General features: G+C 70.5%; 11 protein-coding genes. 8 read left to right on the forward strand and 3 right to left on the reverse strand.

Annotated features, from left to right (window positions below):
- Window positions 1–110: 110 nt before the first annotated feature.
- Window positions 111–1,337, forward strand: a complete 1,227-nt coding sequence (locus tag C503_RS0114360) for an MFS transporter (protein WP_018682909.1) — start codon at window positions 111–113, stop codon at window positions 1,335–1,337.
- Here C503_RS0114360 and C503_RS0114365 read toward each other — a convergent pair.
- Window positions 1,249–2,073, reverse strand: coding sequence for an NYN domain-containing protein (locus C503_RS0114365; protein WP_018682910.1), 825 nt, complete (start codon window positions 2,071–2,073; stop codon window positions 1,249–1,251). The two genes, C503_RS0114360 and C503_RS0114365, sit on opposite strands and share 89 nt — an antisense overlap.
- An 88-nt stretch (window positions 2,074–2,161) precedes the next feature.
- Here C503_RS0114365 and C503_RS0114370 point away from each other — a divergent pair, with 88 nt between their 5' ends.
- The 5 genes from C503_RS0114370 to C503_RS0114390 are packed head-to-tail and all read left to right on the forward strand — an operon-like array spanning window position 2,162 to window position 8,586.
- Complete coding sequence (locus C503_RS0114370) at window positions 2,162–2,572, forward strand: effector-associated constant component EACC1 (RefSeq protein WP_156893212.1); 411 nt, start codon at window positions 2,162–2,164, stop codon at window positions 2,570–2,572.
- Between the two features lie 6 nt (window positions 2,573–2,578).
- Window positions 2,579–3,943, forward strand: coding sequence for an SUMF1/EgtB/PvdO family nonheme iron enzyme (locus C503_RS0114375; protein ID WP_026316309.1), 1,365 nt, complete (start codon window positions 2,579–2,581; stop codon window positions 3,941–3,943).
- Window positions 3,933–6,431: a hypothetical protein gene (locus tag C503_RS0114380; RefSeq protein WP_018682912.1), complete on the forward strand. Its 2,499-nt coding sequence runs from the start codon at window positions 3,933–3,935 to the stop codon at window positions 6,429–6,431. The genes C503_RS0114375 and C503_RS0114380 overlap by 11 nt, the downstream gene beginning before the upstream one ends.
- A complete protein-coding gene (locus C503_RS0114385) occupies window positions 6,431–7,789 on the forward strand; it encodes a hypothetical protein (RefSeq protein WP_018682913.1) in 1,359 nt (452 codons plus the stop codon). The genes C503_RS0114380 and C503_RS0114385 overlap by 1 nt, the downstream gene beginning before the upstream one ends.
- Window positions 7,790–7,800: 11 nt before the next feature.
- Window positions 7,801–8,586, forward strand: a complete 786-nt coding sequence (locus C503_RS0114390; RefSeq protein ID WP_211222392.1) for a Bax inhibitor-1/YccA family protein — start codon at window positions 7,801–7,803, stop codon at window positions 8,584–8,586.
- Between the two features lie 7 nt (window positions 8,587–8,593).
- Here C503_RS0114390 and C503_RS0114395 read toward each other — a convergent pair whose 3' ends face one another.
- Window positions 8,594–11,359 (reverse strand): AfsR/SARP family transcriptional regulator, encoded by a 2,766-nt coding sequence (locus C503_RS0114395; RefSeq protein ID WP_018682915.1) that lies wholly within the window; start codon window positions 11,357–11,359, stop codon window positions 8,594–8,596.
- Between the two features lie 208 nt (window positions 11,360–11,567).
- Between C503_RS0114395 and C503_RS0114400 the strand changes: the two genes are divergently transcribed.
- Together C503_RS0114400 and C503_RS0114405 are read left to right on the forward strand one after the other, a co-directional pair.
- Window positions 11,568–11,894: an ArsR/SmtB family transcription factor gene (locus C503_RS0114400; protein WP_018682916.1), complete on the forward strand. Its 327-nt coding sequence runs from the start codon at window positions 11,568–11,570 to the stop codon at window positions 11,892–11,894.
- Between the two features lie 227 nt (window positions 11,895–12,121).
- The gene (locus C503_RS0114405; protein WP_018682917.1) at window positions 12,122–13,279 is read left to right on the forward strand and encodes a vanadium-dependent haloperoxidase; all 1,158 of its coding nucleotides are present in this window, start codon (window positions 12,122–12,124) and stop codon (window positions 13,277–13,279) included.
- 51 nt (window positions 13,280–13,330) lie between these two features.
- On the opposite strand, the gene C503_RS0114410 is transcribed toward C503_RS0114405, so the two are convergent.
- A complete protein-coding gene (locus tag C503_RS0114410; protein ID WP_018682918.1) occupies window positions 13,331–14,563 on the reverse strand; it encodes an alpha/beta hydrolase family protein in 1,233 nt (410 codons plus the stop codon).
- Window positions 14,564–14,743: the final 180 nt, after the last annotated feature.

Genomic DNA, 14,743 nt, shown 5'->3' on the forward strand with positions numbered 1-14,743 from the left:
CGCGACCCAGCCGACCGAGGCGCACGGCCGGACCGTCCCACCGGCCGTGCGCCTCGACATGTCCGGATCCGGATGGCAGACTAACCATCTATCTAGGATAGGAGGTTAGCGTGCTGAGGTCGGCACCGAGCGCGCGCAACACCGGCGTCCTGGTGGTGTTCACCGCCGTGACGAACCTGGCCGACGGCGTGACCAAGGTCGTGCTACCGCTGGTGGCGACCGGTCTGACCAGCTCACCCGCGTTGATCGCGGGCGTCGCGCTGACCCTGTCGCTGCCCTGGCTGCTGGTGGCACTGCACGTCGGCGTGCTGGTCGACCGCTTCGACCGCCGAACCCTGATCTGGCTGGCCAACCTGGTCCGCCTGGGCACGATCGCGGCCCTGCTCGTCCTACTGGCGGCTGACCTGGTCACCATCCCCGTCCTCTACGCGGCCGGCCTGGCATTGGGCGTGGCGGAGGTGGTGGCGTTGACCTCCACGTCCGCGTTGATCCCCACTGCCGTTGAACCCCAGGGTCTGGAACGCGCCAACGCGTGGGTCGCAGGCGCGGAAACGGTGTGCAACGAGTTCTGCGGCCCGTTCCTGGGCGGCCTACTCGTGGCGTTGGGCGCTGCGGCGGCGTTGGGAGTAACGGGCGTCGCGTACGTGGCGGCGATGTTGGTACTGACGTTGTTGGTGGGCCGGTTCCGCCCGAACCTGGACGACGCACCGGTGGCGTCCGTGCACAGCCGCATCGCGGAGGGCCTGCGCACGGTCTGGGACAACAGCCTGCTGCGTTTGATGGCCCTCGCCCTGACAGTGCTGTGCGCCTGCTGGGGCGCGTGGCTGGCGTTGATGCCCTTGGTGGCGACCAGTCTTCTGGGCCTGGACGCACAGGGGTATGGCCTGCTGCTGAGCGCGCTGGGCGTCGGCGGTCTGGTGGGCGCGTTGGTCGTCGGACCGGTGAACCGTCTTCTCGGCCGCCGTTGGTCGATGTTCGCGGACCTGCTGGGTACGGCCGCGATGGTCGCCGCGCCCGCGCTGACCACGAACCCCTGGGCCATCGCGAGTACGGCGTTCCTCGGCGGTCTCGGCGGCACGCTGTGGACGGTCAACGCCCGCACGATCGGTCAGCGGCTCGTCCCCACCGGACTCCAGGGCCGCTACAACGCCGCCTACCGCCTGTTCAGCTGGGGCGCGATCCCGCTGGGCGCGGGCCTGGCCGGGGCACTGGCCGAATGGCTCGGACCGGCCGCCGCGTTCGGCGTCTTCACGCTGGGCCCACTGGCCGTGATGGTGCCGTTCCTACGCACGGCGACACCGGCAGCACTATCGGACCCTCCACCAGCGTCAGCGTGATATCGCTGCCGGAGGTGCCCGCGGTGGTGACCCGGTGGTCCAGCCTGCCCAGGAAGTCCCGGAACCCGCGACAGCCGTAGTTCCGCTCGTCGAACGCCGGGTCCAGCGAGATCATCTTGCTCTTCACCCAGCTGGCGGTGGGCGCGGCCACCGTGGCCTGCCCCATCGCCGACACCAGCAACGCCTCGGCGTCGGCGATGTCGAACTCACCGCTGGGAAGATCCACGCCACCCGGATCGACCTGGGCGACCAACGTCCCCCAGTACTTGTATTCCGAACACACCGAAACCAACCGGGGACTGGCGTTGGCCTCGGTCCCCACCCCCACCACGTGCTTGCCGAACTCCCGCAGCCGCTGCACCAACGGCGTGTAGTCCCCGTCCCCCGCCACCAGCACGAACACACTGACCTCCGGATGCGTGATCAGCGTTTCCATCGCGTCCACGGCCATCCGGATATCCGCCGCGTTCTTGCGCGCCGCGCCGAACCGCACGACCTGGATCAGGTCCACGCCGTTCATCGCCAGATCCTGCTGGTAGCGCCCGAACTGCGCATTGGCCCAGTCGGCGTAGGCGCGGCGGATGACCGCGTTGCCGTAGTCCCGGCACAGGCAGGTGATGGCCGCGTACGGGACCGGGTTGACCCGGCCCGCGCCCGCCCCGCAGACCAGGTTCTCGAAGTCGACGTAGACCCCGACCGAGGCGCCGAGGGACGCGTCCTGCCTGGTGGCCCTCATGCCCTGGTTATCGACCGGCCCCGGGGGGATCTTGAGTGGCGGGCGGGAAAGCGACCACGGCGTCCCGGTGCGCTGCTACGGTTCCACCGTGGCCGATGTGCTGGTGCTACGGGTGGCGAGCGCCCGCTACGACGACGACCACCCCGGGTGGCGCCGTCAGGTGGACGTGCTCCGGGAACGGTTGCGCGCGATCGACGAGGGGCCGGAGCCGGGTGCGCCGAGCCTGGTCGTGGCGACCGGGCTGGACGCCCCCGACACTGTCGACGCGGGACGGACGAAGGGGGTCGTCGACCTCGCCGCGGTGGTGCTCAGCTCCGCGCACGTGCTGCGCGCGGCGGCCGAGGTGATCAACCAGTGGCGGGCGCAGGACGGGTCCCGCTCGGTCCGGGTCAAGATCACCCGGCCGGACGAGATCATCGAGATCGACGGTACCGGCGGCGCGGGCGTGCGGGCCGCGGGCGAGAGCCTGCGGGCGCTGTTGGAAGACCAGGACCGGTGAGTCCGCGTGGGCACCTTCCGGGCGCTGCTGGTCGGTAACGCGCGGTTCCCGCTCGACCCGGTGGGGCTCGGGGACCTGCGCGGCCCGCACAACGACGTGGCGGCGCTGCACGCGGCGCTGTCCGATCCGTCGACCGGCCTGTTCGAGTGCTTACCGCCGCTGTTGGACGCGCCCGCGCAGGCGATCCTGTCCGCGGCGGACGACTTCCTGGCCACCGCGCACCGCGACGACTGCCTGCTGTTCTACTACAGCGGACACGGGCAGGTGGACACACACAACGACTTCTACCTGTGCGGGTATGACACCGAGACCGGCAACCTCGCCTCGCCGCGCGTCGCCGGGCGGCTGCTGTCGCGGATGGTGGACGACTCCCCGGCCCGGTTGAAGATCATTGTCCTGGACTGCTGTCACGCGGGCGAGTTCAAGGGCGGCCTGATCGCCCCCGGCCACCTGCGCGGACGCGGTCGGTTCGTGCTCGCGGCCGCGCGGCGCACCAGCAGGCTGCTGCCGGACGCGGCCGCCGCCGACGGCCTCAGCCCGTTCACCGGCTACCTGCTCGACGCGCTCGGCAGGCCCGAGCTGGACGTGGACGGCGACGGGTTCATCACCGCGCAGGACGTCGCCGAGTACATCACCGACGCGGCGCGGCACCGCGCGGACCGGCTGTTCGCCTTGCAGGAGTGGAAAGGCTCGGGTCCGGTGCCGCTCGCCCGCGCCGTCGCCCGGGGACCTGTCACGGCGGGAAAGAACGGGGACCCGACTCGCACAACCGAAATCCCCCCGCCGCCGGGTGTCCTGCCCGAACTGGTCGCGGTGCCCGGCGGGTTCTCGTTGAGCCGCACCCTGGTGACCAACGCCCAGTTCCGCGCGTTCCTGGCCGATCCCGCGAACGGTCGTTGGCGGCGCGGTCGCGATCCCGACTATCTGCGCACGTGGCGGGAGGTCGTGGCCGACCCGGACCACGAGCACTGTCCCGTCGTGGACATGGACCAGGACGCGGCGATGGCCTATCTGGACTGGGTGGGTGAACGCCTGGGTAGACCGTTGCGCCTGCCTCGCGAGTCCGAATGGCTCAGTGCCGCCCAGGCCGGGCGGGACGAGGGATGGCATCTGGCCGATACTCGCGCGGGCCGGGTCAACTACCGCGACACCCTCGGTGAACTCGGCCAAGTAGGTGAGTTCGGTGAGAATCCCACTGGACTGGCCGACCTACTCGGCCAGGTATGGGAGATTTGCGTTGCCGGGCACGGCGAACTCGTACTGCGAGGTGGGGCGTTCAACACTCCCGCTGCATCACTGCTCGAACGGCGCACCCCCGCGCGGGTGTGCCGCGGGGACGTGGGGTTCCGGTGCGCGGCCGATGACCGATGAGCGGAAGGACGCGATGCCGGACAAGCTCCCCTACGCCTGGGACGAGGACGAGGCCGCGGCGGCCAGGGAGCGGTTCCGCCAGGCCCGGCCCGCCGTGCCCCGGCAGCTGGCGCTGAACCTGTGGCGGTACTGGACGCAGCGTTGCCCGGACCGCGCGCTGTTCGAGGACGACGAGGACAACATCGCCCTCCTGCTGCACGCGCGCGCCTACGGGATGCGCGCGCCCACCACGGGTGTCGACGGCGGCGCGCCGGCGGAGATCGCCGCGCGGCTGCCGGAGCCGGATCCGTTGACGCCGCCGCCCGCCGCGTGGGGGCCGCGCGCGGCGCTGGCGCCCGAGGTGCGGGCGGCGCTGCCGTCGCTGCTGGTGCGCGTGTGGGTGGCGGTCGACGACGGGGGCCCGGTGGAGGCGCTGGTCGTCGGCGAGGGGCTGCCCGAGATCCGGCAGCAGATCGTGCAGGCCGCGCTCACCACCTCGCTGCGCATCAACGGGTTGACCGACCCGGCCGACAACGACCTGGTGGCCGACCACATCGGCGTCGGCCTGATCCGGATCGGCGCCGGGGTCGCCGAGGGCGAGCGGGTGGTAGCGCTGCCGTCGATCTTCGGCGGGCGCGGGCACACCAGCGTCCCGGACGAGTCCGCGGCCACCGCCCGCGGCGTGCTGCGCGACCTGGTGACGCTGCTGCGCGCGCTGGAGCGGGAGACAGACCTGGTGCGGGTCACCGAGATCCGTCACGCGGACCTGGGCGCGTTCACCGACAGCCTGCACGCGCTGGCCGACCGCGCCGCCGACGAACCGGCCAAGGCGTTCCTGCGCCGCCCCGACGACGGCGAGACCGGTGTGGTCGCCCTGGCCCCGTACCTACCGACCGCACACGACCTCTCTCCCGGGCTGTCGATCAGTCCGGACATCCTGGCCACCGACGCCTACCGGGAGCTGGAGGCCGCGCACAACCGCGTCCTCGCCGACCGCCTGGCCATGGACGCCCGCCTGCGCCGCGACCGGCTCTCCGACGAGATCGACTGGCTGACCCGGGAGAAGGAGTCCTACGACGCGGCCACCCCGGACGAGCGGCGGGCCATGTGGGACGCCACGGTCATGCTGGTGGAGCGGTTCGACGACCGGATGGGCATCTCGATCCGGCTGGCCGAGCCGGAGGAGCGCCCGACGGACGTCTACTACCGCGCCAACGTCCCGCAGCTGATCCGGATGCGGCAGGAGTGGCTGGCCCGGATGAGCGAGCTGGTGGACAACCTGGACCGCGCCGTGCACCGCCCGCACGCCCCCGCCCGTCAACTGGCCGCGGGCCGGTTCGTGGACGCGCTGCTGCGCGGGGTCACACCGGACGAGAGCCCGGCCACCTCCGCCGCGTTCGAGCGTTGGCGTGCCGAGGTGCAGCCGGTGCTGTGGTTCGAGTGGGGCTGTGCGTTGCGGCAGCGGGAGATAGACCCGGCAGACCTGTTCACCCCGCACACGGTGCTGATCACCCGCTATCTGCCGCCGATCGGCGACGATCCGGCGATGCTGTTCACCCACCCGTACACGCTGGTCGACCAATCCCGCTCGGCAGTACTAGCGGACGCCGAACGCCGGGTGCTGGTGGTGCGCGACGCGACCGACCATGCCACACCCGAACGCCTCAGCGAGGCGAGCGAGTCGGCGGCCACGGCGGCGTGCGAGGCGTTGGCCCGGTTGGCCGAGGGATCGTCCACCGGAACCGGCGGCACGGAGTTCACCGACGCGTTCCTCGCCGCATTGCGCGCACATCCCCGGCACGTGTCGCGGTGGCTGGTCCAGCAGTTGCGCCCGGACGACACCGACCCGGCCGAGGCAGGCACGATCGACGAGGAACTCGCGCACGCCGTGCGCGCCACAGAGTTGAGCGAGGGCATGGAACGGGCGCTGATGGCCATGCGCTCCACGGCCTTCCGCACCGCCCGCGAATGCCTGGACAGCCTGCCCGGCGCGTCCCAGTGGGAGGCGCGCGCGTGGCTGCTGCGCGCGATCATCGAGTGCGCGGCGGCGGACATGGGGTCGAGCGACATCCCCTCGGTGCTGGGCAACCGCATGCCGGGCCTGCCCGGGGACGCCGACCATGCGCTGGACCAGGCCGCGGCGGTGGACCAGGTCTTCACCCGCGAGTGGCTGAAGGCGTTGCCGGACACCACTTTGGACAAGGCGATCCGGCGACTGTTCCACGGCGTCCCACGGGCGCGGGCAGCGTGCTCGGAACGTGAGTACGCGGTGTTGTTGTTCCGTCGTGCGGTCGAAGCGGTGCGGTTGGCGCGGCAGTTGGAGGAGTCGGCGGAGGAACTGTCGGACGAGAGCGAGGCCACCGACACCGTCCTGGTGAAACTGGGGCAGGTGCTGGAAGAGATCCTGGTAGGACCGTTCGTGGGCGGCGCGCGCGGTCAGGCGCAGGACCTGTTCGTGGTACTGACCGGTCAGGAACCGCCTACCTACGGCCGAGTGGGGGTTGGCTGATGCGCAACGAGCTGTACATCGTCTGGCTGGTCAAGTCCTCTCAGCGCGCCCGTGCGGTGGTCGGTGAGGTGCTGGGCAACTTCGCGTTGCAGGACCTACTACGGCGGTTAAGCCGGTTCGACCAGACCGAGGAACGCTACGCGGAAATGGCCATCCGCGTACAGGCCGCGTTCACCCCGCCGCGTCTCCCGACGGTGTTCACCGCGCAACACCTGCGGATGCTGGTGGACCCGAAAGCCCAGCCGGTACTGGCAGAGGTACTCGACTGTCCACACACGGACACCATCGCGGCACTACTCGACGCCGACCAGCTGGCGCGCGCGCTACGCGAGGCAGGACACACCAAGGACGGCATCGGCGACGCGGAGCTCCTCCTGCTCGACCTGATGGCCCGTCTCCCTCGCCTGGCCGCCCGCCACGGCCTGGAAGCCCGCGACTGGGGCGGCTTCATCGAACGCCGCGCCTGGCTCACCCCGAGCGCGGTCCGCAAGCTCACCGAGGCCGCCCACCGGTGGGAATGGCCGGAAGCCCAACCCACCCAGATCCTCGCGGGCGTCCTGGAAGGCGTCTCCCGGCAACGCGAGACCGGCCCGGCGGAACGGTTCGACACCCTCGCCCTGATCGAACTACGCAGGCGGGTAGGACTCCTGGCCGAGCAGCTGCGATCCAACGCCGTCGAACATGCCGAGGAAGCAGCGGTAATCGCCCCTGAACTGGGCAGTGTGCGCAGACTGCCCGCGTGGATAGAGCTGTATGAGCTACACCAGCCCGCCGTCGGTATGCGCCGCCTCTTCACCGGCGCCACCACGCTGGGCCACATGCTGCGCGGCGCACACGCGGAACCCCCTCCCGTGACCGGTGAACCGCAACCGGAGGAGGGCCTCCACGTCACCAACGACATCGCCTTCGGTGTGTTCAAGCGCCGCATCGCCTTCGACATCACCTGTGCCATCCAAGGCCAGCCACACCCGCAGGTCATCCTCCGCTGCCGTGGCCTCCGCCGCGAGGAGTACAACGCCATCCGCGACACCGTCCAACGCCTACGCGGCGCGGACCTGTCCACCAGCGGCTCCACCCTCGGCGAACGACTCCTGAACACCGAAGTCGCCCAACAGGAGGGACTACGCGGCCACCTCCGCCTGGCGTTGCAGGAACACGGCTCCGCAGCCACCCAATGCCTGGTACTGACCGGAATGCGTCAACCCGTCGAAGTCACCCCGCCCTGGCACGAACACCTCGCCACGCAACTCCCCTACGAAGCACCCCCCACCGGCGACTCCACGTTCCCACCGCTCACCCACGTGACCGACGCCCTCCGCGCCACCATCCGCCCAGGCCGCCGCGTCGAGGAAGTCTGAGGAGGCCGTCCGTGCGTACGACGAGCAATCCCGTGATCCGTAATCTGCTGACGGTAAGCACGGAAACCATCAACGGCCTGGGCGACACTGTCGAGCCTGCGGGCAAGAAGCGCAAACGCTTCACCACCCGCCCATCCCTGCGCGCTGCCACCGGTACCGACCGCCCTCTGACGGTCGACGATGTCGTAACCAAGACCGGCCTCTCTCTGGCGGTCGTGGTCGCGTCCGGTTTGCTGGCGGTGTGGACCGGCCTGGGTACGGTCCTGTTCATCCCGGCCCTGTTGGCCGCGATCGGACTGACGGTCTACTCGCTGATCCGCCCCCGCCCCTCCGCCGCCGTGACCCTGACCTACTCGGCCGCCGAGGGCGTCATGCTGGGCTCGGTCACAGCCCTGTTCGAGTCCGTCTACAACGGAATCGCCACCCAGGCGGTGATCGGCACAGCGGGCGTCTTCGCAGGCATGCTCATCGTCTACAAGACCCGCGTCCTCCGGGTCACGCCCGGCTTCGTCCGCTGGATCCTGATAGCGGGCGCGGGCGCCCTGACCTTGCTGGTAGCAAACGCCTTCTTCCCCGCGACCCTGGCCTTCCGCGACGGCAGCACATCCTCCATCATCATCACCGTCGCCTTCCTGGCCATCGGCGCCCTGAGCCTGCTGCTCAACTTCGCGGCGGCCGACCAGATGATCCGACTCGGAGTACCGGCCACCTGGTCCTGGTACCTGGCCTTCGGCCTGATCGGCTGCCTGGTCTGGCTCTACCTGGAACTGCTCTGGCTGCTGTCCTACCTCAGGTAGCGCTCGCTCACCCGACAAGCCGCCCCTCCACCCCAGCCGCCTCCCGCAACCGGTGCTGCGCCCGATACAACCTCAACGCCTTCCCCCAAGCAGACTCGGCCTCCCCCCTCTCCCCCACGGCAACGTGCACATCCCCCAGATTGACCAACGTATTCGCGGCCTCATAGGCGTTCCCATGAGCACGGAACATCCGCAGTGCCCGGTTGTAGTACTCGATGGCCTCATCGTGCAGCCCGGCATGCTGCGCCACATACCCGAGGCTGTCCAAGGTCCCCGCCACCCCGTCGTGGTACCCGGCGGACTCGGCCAGCTCCAACGCCTGGCAACAATGCCGCCGAGCAGCCCCGTACTCCCCCAACCGCGCCTGACACCACCCCACGGTGTTCAACGCAGTCGACTCCCACACGGGATTGTCCAACCCCTGATACAACAACAACGCCAGCAACGAATAGGCCAGCGCCCGCTCCAGATCACCCCGCTGCTCCCAAGCGATCCCCAACGCCCGATGCGCGTGCGCCTGCTCCGCCACATCCCCCGCAGCGGCCAGCTCCAACGCCTTCTCCAGATGCGTGATCCCCTCGACAAGCTCCCCGCCGCGCGCACACGCATCCCCCAACCGCCGATGCGCGGTAGTGCGGGCCGAGGAGTCACCAAGCCGCTCGGCCGCAGCCAACCCCAACCGCCAAACGGCGATCTGATCCGGCAGATGCCCCCCGAGAAAGTGGAACGCCGTCAACGCCCAGGCGAGATGCCAGGCCGCCGCGTCCCACCCCTGGTTCGCCGCCAACCGCTGCGCCGCCAACAGGTTCGCGTGCTCCACATCGAACCAGGCCATCGCGTCACCGCGACCGTCGAACACCATCGGCTCACACCCGGCAGGCGGTTCCCCAGGACTGACCGGCGGCCGATGCGGGTTCAGCAACTGATCCGCCCGGTGCGCCGAATGCGCGTAGAAGTCGACCAACCGTCGACTCTTCTCCCCCTGTTCCGGCCGCGCGCGGTCGGCGGCGTAGAGCCGAACCAGGTCGTGCATACGGAACCGGTTGGGGCACCCTTGCTGCACCAAGTGCGCCCGCCGCAGCTCACGCAGCACCACGCGCGCCCGGGTCCCGGGCAGGCGCAACAGGTTCGCGGCGCCGGGCAGGCTTATGTCCGGCCCGGGAGCCGGACCCAACAGCCGGAACGCCTCGGCGGCGGCCGGTGACAACGCGCCGTAGGACGCCGCGAACACCCCGCGCAGGCTGGCGTTCAATTCGCCGCCGTCCAACGCGTCGAGCCGGGAAGGGCTGTCCCGAAGCTCCTCCACGAGGTCCGCGAGCCGGTAGTCGGGCGCGCCTGCGACCTGCACGGTCGCGATCGTCAACGCGAGTGGCAGACCGCCGCAGTAGGCGAGCAGCTCCGCCGCCGCGTCCGGCTCGCCCGCGATCCGTTGCGGGTCGAGCCGCCTGCCGAGTAGTTCGCGTGCGTCGTCGTCGGACAGGCAGTCCAGGTGCATCGAGGCGGCGGCGTGCGCGGCGGTCAGGCCGGTGAGCTGGTGGCGGCTGGTGACCAGGACGGTGCTCGCGGCACTGCCCGGCAGCAATGGCAGTATCTGCGCCGAATCGCGTGCGTTGTCGAGCACCACCAGCATCCGCTTGTCCGCCACGAGACTGCGGTAGAGGCCGGTGCGCGCGTCCAGGTCCGCGGGCACCGCGTCCGGTGCGACGCCCAACGCGTCGAGGAACCCGCGGACCGCGGTCGAGGGGGATACCGGGTCGCAAGTGGGGTCGAAACCGCGCAGGTCCACGTAGAGCTGACCGTCCGGGAAGCGGTCCAGCTCGCGGTGTGCCCATTGCAGCGCCAGCCAGGTCTTGCCGATACCTCCGATACCGCCGACCACGGCGATCGGCACCGAGTCGCCCGCGCGCTGGTCGGCCAGGATCCCATCGAGCCGGTCCAGGTCGGCGCGCCTGCCCACGAACGGGGTCGGCGGCGCGGGCAGCTGGCGGGGCACCGGGGCGTCGCCGACCGGCCTGCTGGGCACCGCGTCCCCGGCGAGGACGCGCTGGTAGGCGTCGCGAAGCTCGGAGCCGGGGTCCGTGCCGAGCTCGTCGACCAGGCGGAGGCGGACACGCTGGTAGTGCTCCAGCGCGTCCGCCTGTCTACCGCAGCGGTACAACGCCAGCACGTACTGCGCGGCGGCGCGCTCGTCCAGCGGGTGCGCCATGGCCAGCGCGGTGATCGCGGGCAGCAGGGCGTGGTGGTCGCCCAGGCGCAGGCCGATGTCGTTACGGTCCAGCTCGGCCGCGAGCCGTTCGCGCTCCAGCGCGAGCCGCTGCTCATCCACCCACGGCAGGTCCAGCCCCGAGTAGGGCTCTCCCCGCCACAGCGCCAGCGCTTCCTCCAGCAACCCGGACGCGCGGTCGTCCGGCGCCGAGCGCGCGCTACGGACCAGGTCGCGGAACCGGAACAGGTCGACCGTGGTCTCGTCGACCCGCAACACGTAACCGCCGGACTTGCGCTCGATCCGCACCTGCTCGCTCGCCTGGCTACTGGACAACGCGCGGCGCAACCGATAGAGATACCCATACAGGGTGTCACGCGCCTGTCGCGGCGGGTGATCCGCCCAGACCCGGTCGACCAACCGGTCCACCGGCACCGGCGAGTTCACCTCGGACAACAACGCCGCCAACACGCTGCGTTGCCGCGAGTGACCGAGATCGGCGCTCGCACCCCCGATCCGCGCCTCCAGGTCCCCGAGCACGCGGAACTCCACCTCGTCGTGGTCCCCCATGGTTCAACCATCCCAGAACGACACCAGATTCGCCCCAGATAGCGGGCGAAGACTCGACCTCGCAAGCGCCATTCGGTCAGCGAGGAAGGTCAATCATGTCGAACACACCGGGGTTCCGTGCGGAGTTCTCGTCCCTGTCGGATGACCGCGAATGGTGACACTGAGTGGTCGCAACGATACAGCAGCGCCTGCACAGTGACATCACACCGTGAAATCGTGGCAACACACACCGCACGCCGATACTCGCGAGGCAACCCTGGCCCTGCTCGGCCGGGCCCTCGCCGACCCGACCCGATGCCGGATCCTGGTGGCCCTCCTCGACGGCACCCCGTACCCGGCCGGGTTGGCAGACAAACTGGGACTGACCCGCTCCAACGTGTCCAACCACCTCACCCTGCTCCGCACGTGCGGCCTCGTCGCCCCTAGCACGGAAGGCCGCCGCGTGCGGTACGCGCTCACGGACACCGGCACCACCCGCGCATTGCGCGCGTTGCTGGCACCGGCGCGAACCCGGCGGACACGAACAAGCGGATGACCCGATGATCGGGTGGGCGTCTGGGGGCGCCCACCCGATCCCCGTCTCCAGAGCACATCGACCTGCGCCGGAGATAGTGCTATCAGCATGTGGGCGCGGTGGACACTGTCCGGCCCCGGGTGGTTGATAGCAGGGGTTTCGTCCTCGGTGAACTCGGAGATCCCATGCGATATCGCGCCGCTCTAGCCGTCCTCGGAGTTACTGCCCTCGGAGCTGTATCCCTTGCCGTGAGCACTCCCGCGCTCGCGTCCGCGAGCAGGACGGACACCGTCCTGGAGTGGTACGACGTCACGGTCCGGGCGGTGGCGGCGGAACCGTCCCCGACCCAGATCACCAACAACCGCACGTGGGCCATCGGCTGGCTGGCCGCGACCCGGGCAGTGCGGCGGGACCGTGCGGTGAACTTCGCCGACGCCGCGTTGGCCACCGCCGTGCACGACAGCCTTGTCGGCCTCGTCGCCAACACTCCCGCGCGGAAGGCCGAACTCGACTCGGCACTGGCGAACACACTGGCCCGGATACCTGACGGGCGCGACAAGTCTCGCGGGATCGCCGAAGGGAGCGCGCAGGCACGTCGGGCGTTGGCGGAGAGGACCGACGACGGACTTGAACCGGCCCAGGTGAACGCTCCGGTCGTGGTCCCGAACCCGGCACCCGGCGTCTGGCAGCCGACCCCGCCCGCGTACTCGGCGCCGATCCAGTCCGGTAACCGGACCGCGAAGCCGTATCTGCTGCACCGGGCCGACCAGTTCCGGCCACCGGCCCCGCCCGCCCTCGACTCCGCGCGCTACCGGGCCGACCTGGCCGAGGTCGAGGCGTACGGGTCGGCCACCAGCACGGTCCGCACGCAGGCGCAGACCGATGTCGCGTCGTTCTGGTACCAGGGTTCGCAGACCGGCTTCCTCACCCCGCTGCGCGCCGCGCTCCAGCACTCGCGCGGGTCGCTCGCCGACCGCGTCCGGCTGGTGGCCGAGTTCAACGTGATCGCGGTGGACACCCAGATCGCGACCTCGGACGCCAAGTTCGCGTACTGGCTCTGGCGCCCGGTGACCGCGATCCGCGCGGCGGGCGAGACCGACTGGACGCCGCTGCACGTCACCCCCGCGCACCCCGACTACCCCAGTGGCCACGCCACCTACGCGGGTTTCGCCGAACAGGTGCTCACCGCGTTGACCGGACCGAAGACCGCGCCGTTCACCCAGACAAGCCCCACTGCCCCCGGGCTGACCTTCACCTACCGCGCGTGGACCGAGATCACCCGAGACACCGTCAATGCGCGAGTTTGGTCCGGTATCCACACTCGTCTGGCCGACGAGGTGGGTGTGCGGCTCGGCAAGGACGTCGCCCGCTACGAGCTGGGTGCGTTCGACCGCCTGCTGCGCTGACACGACGAGTGCCCCCGCCTGGCGCGTAGGCGGGGGCACTCGGTGTCGTGATCAGGGAATCAGGTGGGCGTCCGGGTAGCGCGGTGAGTCGCGGTAGAACAGTCCGCGGTCGCAGTTCTTCAGGTGCAGGTCGAAGAACGCACCGATGTAGTCGTGCTGCGCGACAACCGACCGGGTCGGGTCGATCGTGCCGATCAGCTGCTCGCGCGCGCCCGGCGGCAGTACCGAGGCCAGCTGGGGAACGGCGAACTGCAGGTCGGTATAGCCGTAGTGCTCCGACCCGGCCAGGTGGAGATCACGCTTCCACCCGCGCTGGTTCTTCCAGAACGTGCCCCAGCTCGGGTCGAGAGAGGTCTGGTGGGTGTGCGGGGTGACCTGACCGGTCTCCGGGTCCTTCAGATCCGAGCCAGCCAACATGAACGGACGGTCCAGCCCGTACTGAGTAGCCTGTCCGGGCACGTCAGGGGTACCCAGTGACCCGTCCAGGTCGATGCCTGCGTCGACCCGCCGGTCCACGTACATGGTCTCGGCCGAGGTGAAGCCGCCGTAGGAATGACCGAACATGCCGACGTGGTCGAGGTCGAGCGCCGACGACAGGCCGCGCGGCAGCGGGTGGTGCTCGGCGTCCGGGTTATCGCCGCGGGAGAGGCGGCGGAGCTGGTCGAGGACGAACCGCGAGTCCGCGACGCGGGCGTCGAGGGCGGTCTTGGCCGTCACCGGGTCGCTGCCGGTGGCCACGCCGGTCTCGACCCGGCCGCCGGGGAACATGACGAACGCGGACTCGAACGTGTGCGACATCGAGACCACGACGTACCCGCGCGAGGCCAGGTCGTCCACCATCGAGGAGTTCAACTCGCGCGGTCCGCCGAAGCCCGGCGAGAACAGCACCACCGGCCAACGGCCGTACGCGCGCGCGTCGGTGCGGGCCTGTCGGAGCGCCCCGCCCCAGTCAGCGCTGCCCGCCGGGATACCGAACGCGTCCGCCGCACCCTGGTCGACGATCGGGCCGGTACCCGCGGTCATCCAGGGCGCGCGCGGACCGCGGGACGACCCGTCGGACGGGTAGCTGATGGTCAGCATCACCTCGCGCTGACGGTCCTTCTTCCACGGATCTAACCGGCCGCGGTCGACCAGGTGGACGTCGGTGGTGCCGACCGCGTACCGACCGCTCAGGCCGGGGACCGTGATCGGCAGCTTGCCGCCGGTACTGGCCACCGCGGGCGTGGCCGCGGCGAGCGCGGTCACCAGCGTCAGCCCGGCGACCCGTGCATACAAAGTGGACATATCCCCTCGTTCCCGTTGTGCTGGACGAGGCCATGCTGTCCTGGCCGAGGAGTGCCGCGCGTCGTCCCGCCGGTTGACCGCCCCTTCCGCCCGCAGGCGGATCGAACCCTGACCCGGCCTCCGCCCCCTGGCCGCGTACCCTCTCGTCACCCGCGATGTTTCCGCTGGTCACGGCCTATC

This window comes from Actinokineospora enzanensis DSM 44649 (assembly GCF_000374445.1).
GTDB lineage: Bacteria > Actinomycetota > Actinomycetes > Mycobacteriales > Pseudonocardiaceae > Actinokineospora > Actinokineospora enzanensis.

What these genes read in the sequence shown, in the direction of transcription:
- C503_RS0114365 (WP_018682910.1), bottom strand. Translation starts at nt 2,073, where the DNA reads ATGAGGGCCACCAGGCAGGACGCGTCCCTCGGCGCCTCGGTCGGGGTC.
- C503_RS0114380 (WP_018682912.1), top strand. Translation starts at nt 3,933, where the DNA reads ATGACCGATGAGCGGAAGGACGCGATGCCGGACAAGCTCCCCTACGCC.
- C503_RS0114385 (WP_018682913.1), top strand. Translation starts at nt 6,431, where the DNA reads ATGCGCAACGAGCTGTACATCGTCTGGCTGGTCAAGTCCTCTCAGCGC.
- C503_RS0114395 (WP_018682915.1), bottom strand. Translation starts at nt 11,359, where the DNA reads ATGGGGGACCACGACGAGGTGGAGTTCCGCGTGCTCGGGGACCTGGAG.
- C503_RS0114410 (WP_018682918.1), bottom strand. Translation starts at nt 14,563, where the DNA reads ATGTCCACTTTGTATGCACGGGTCGCCGGGCTGACGCTGGTGACCGCG.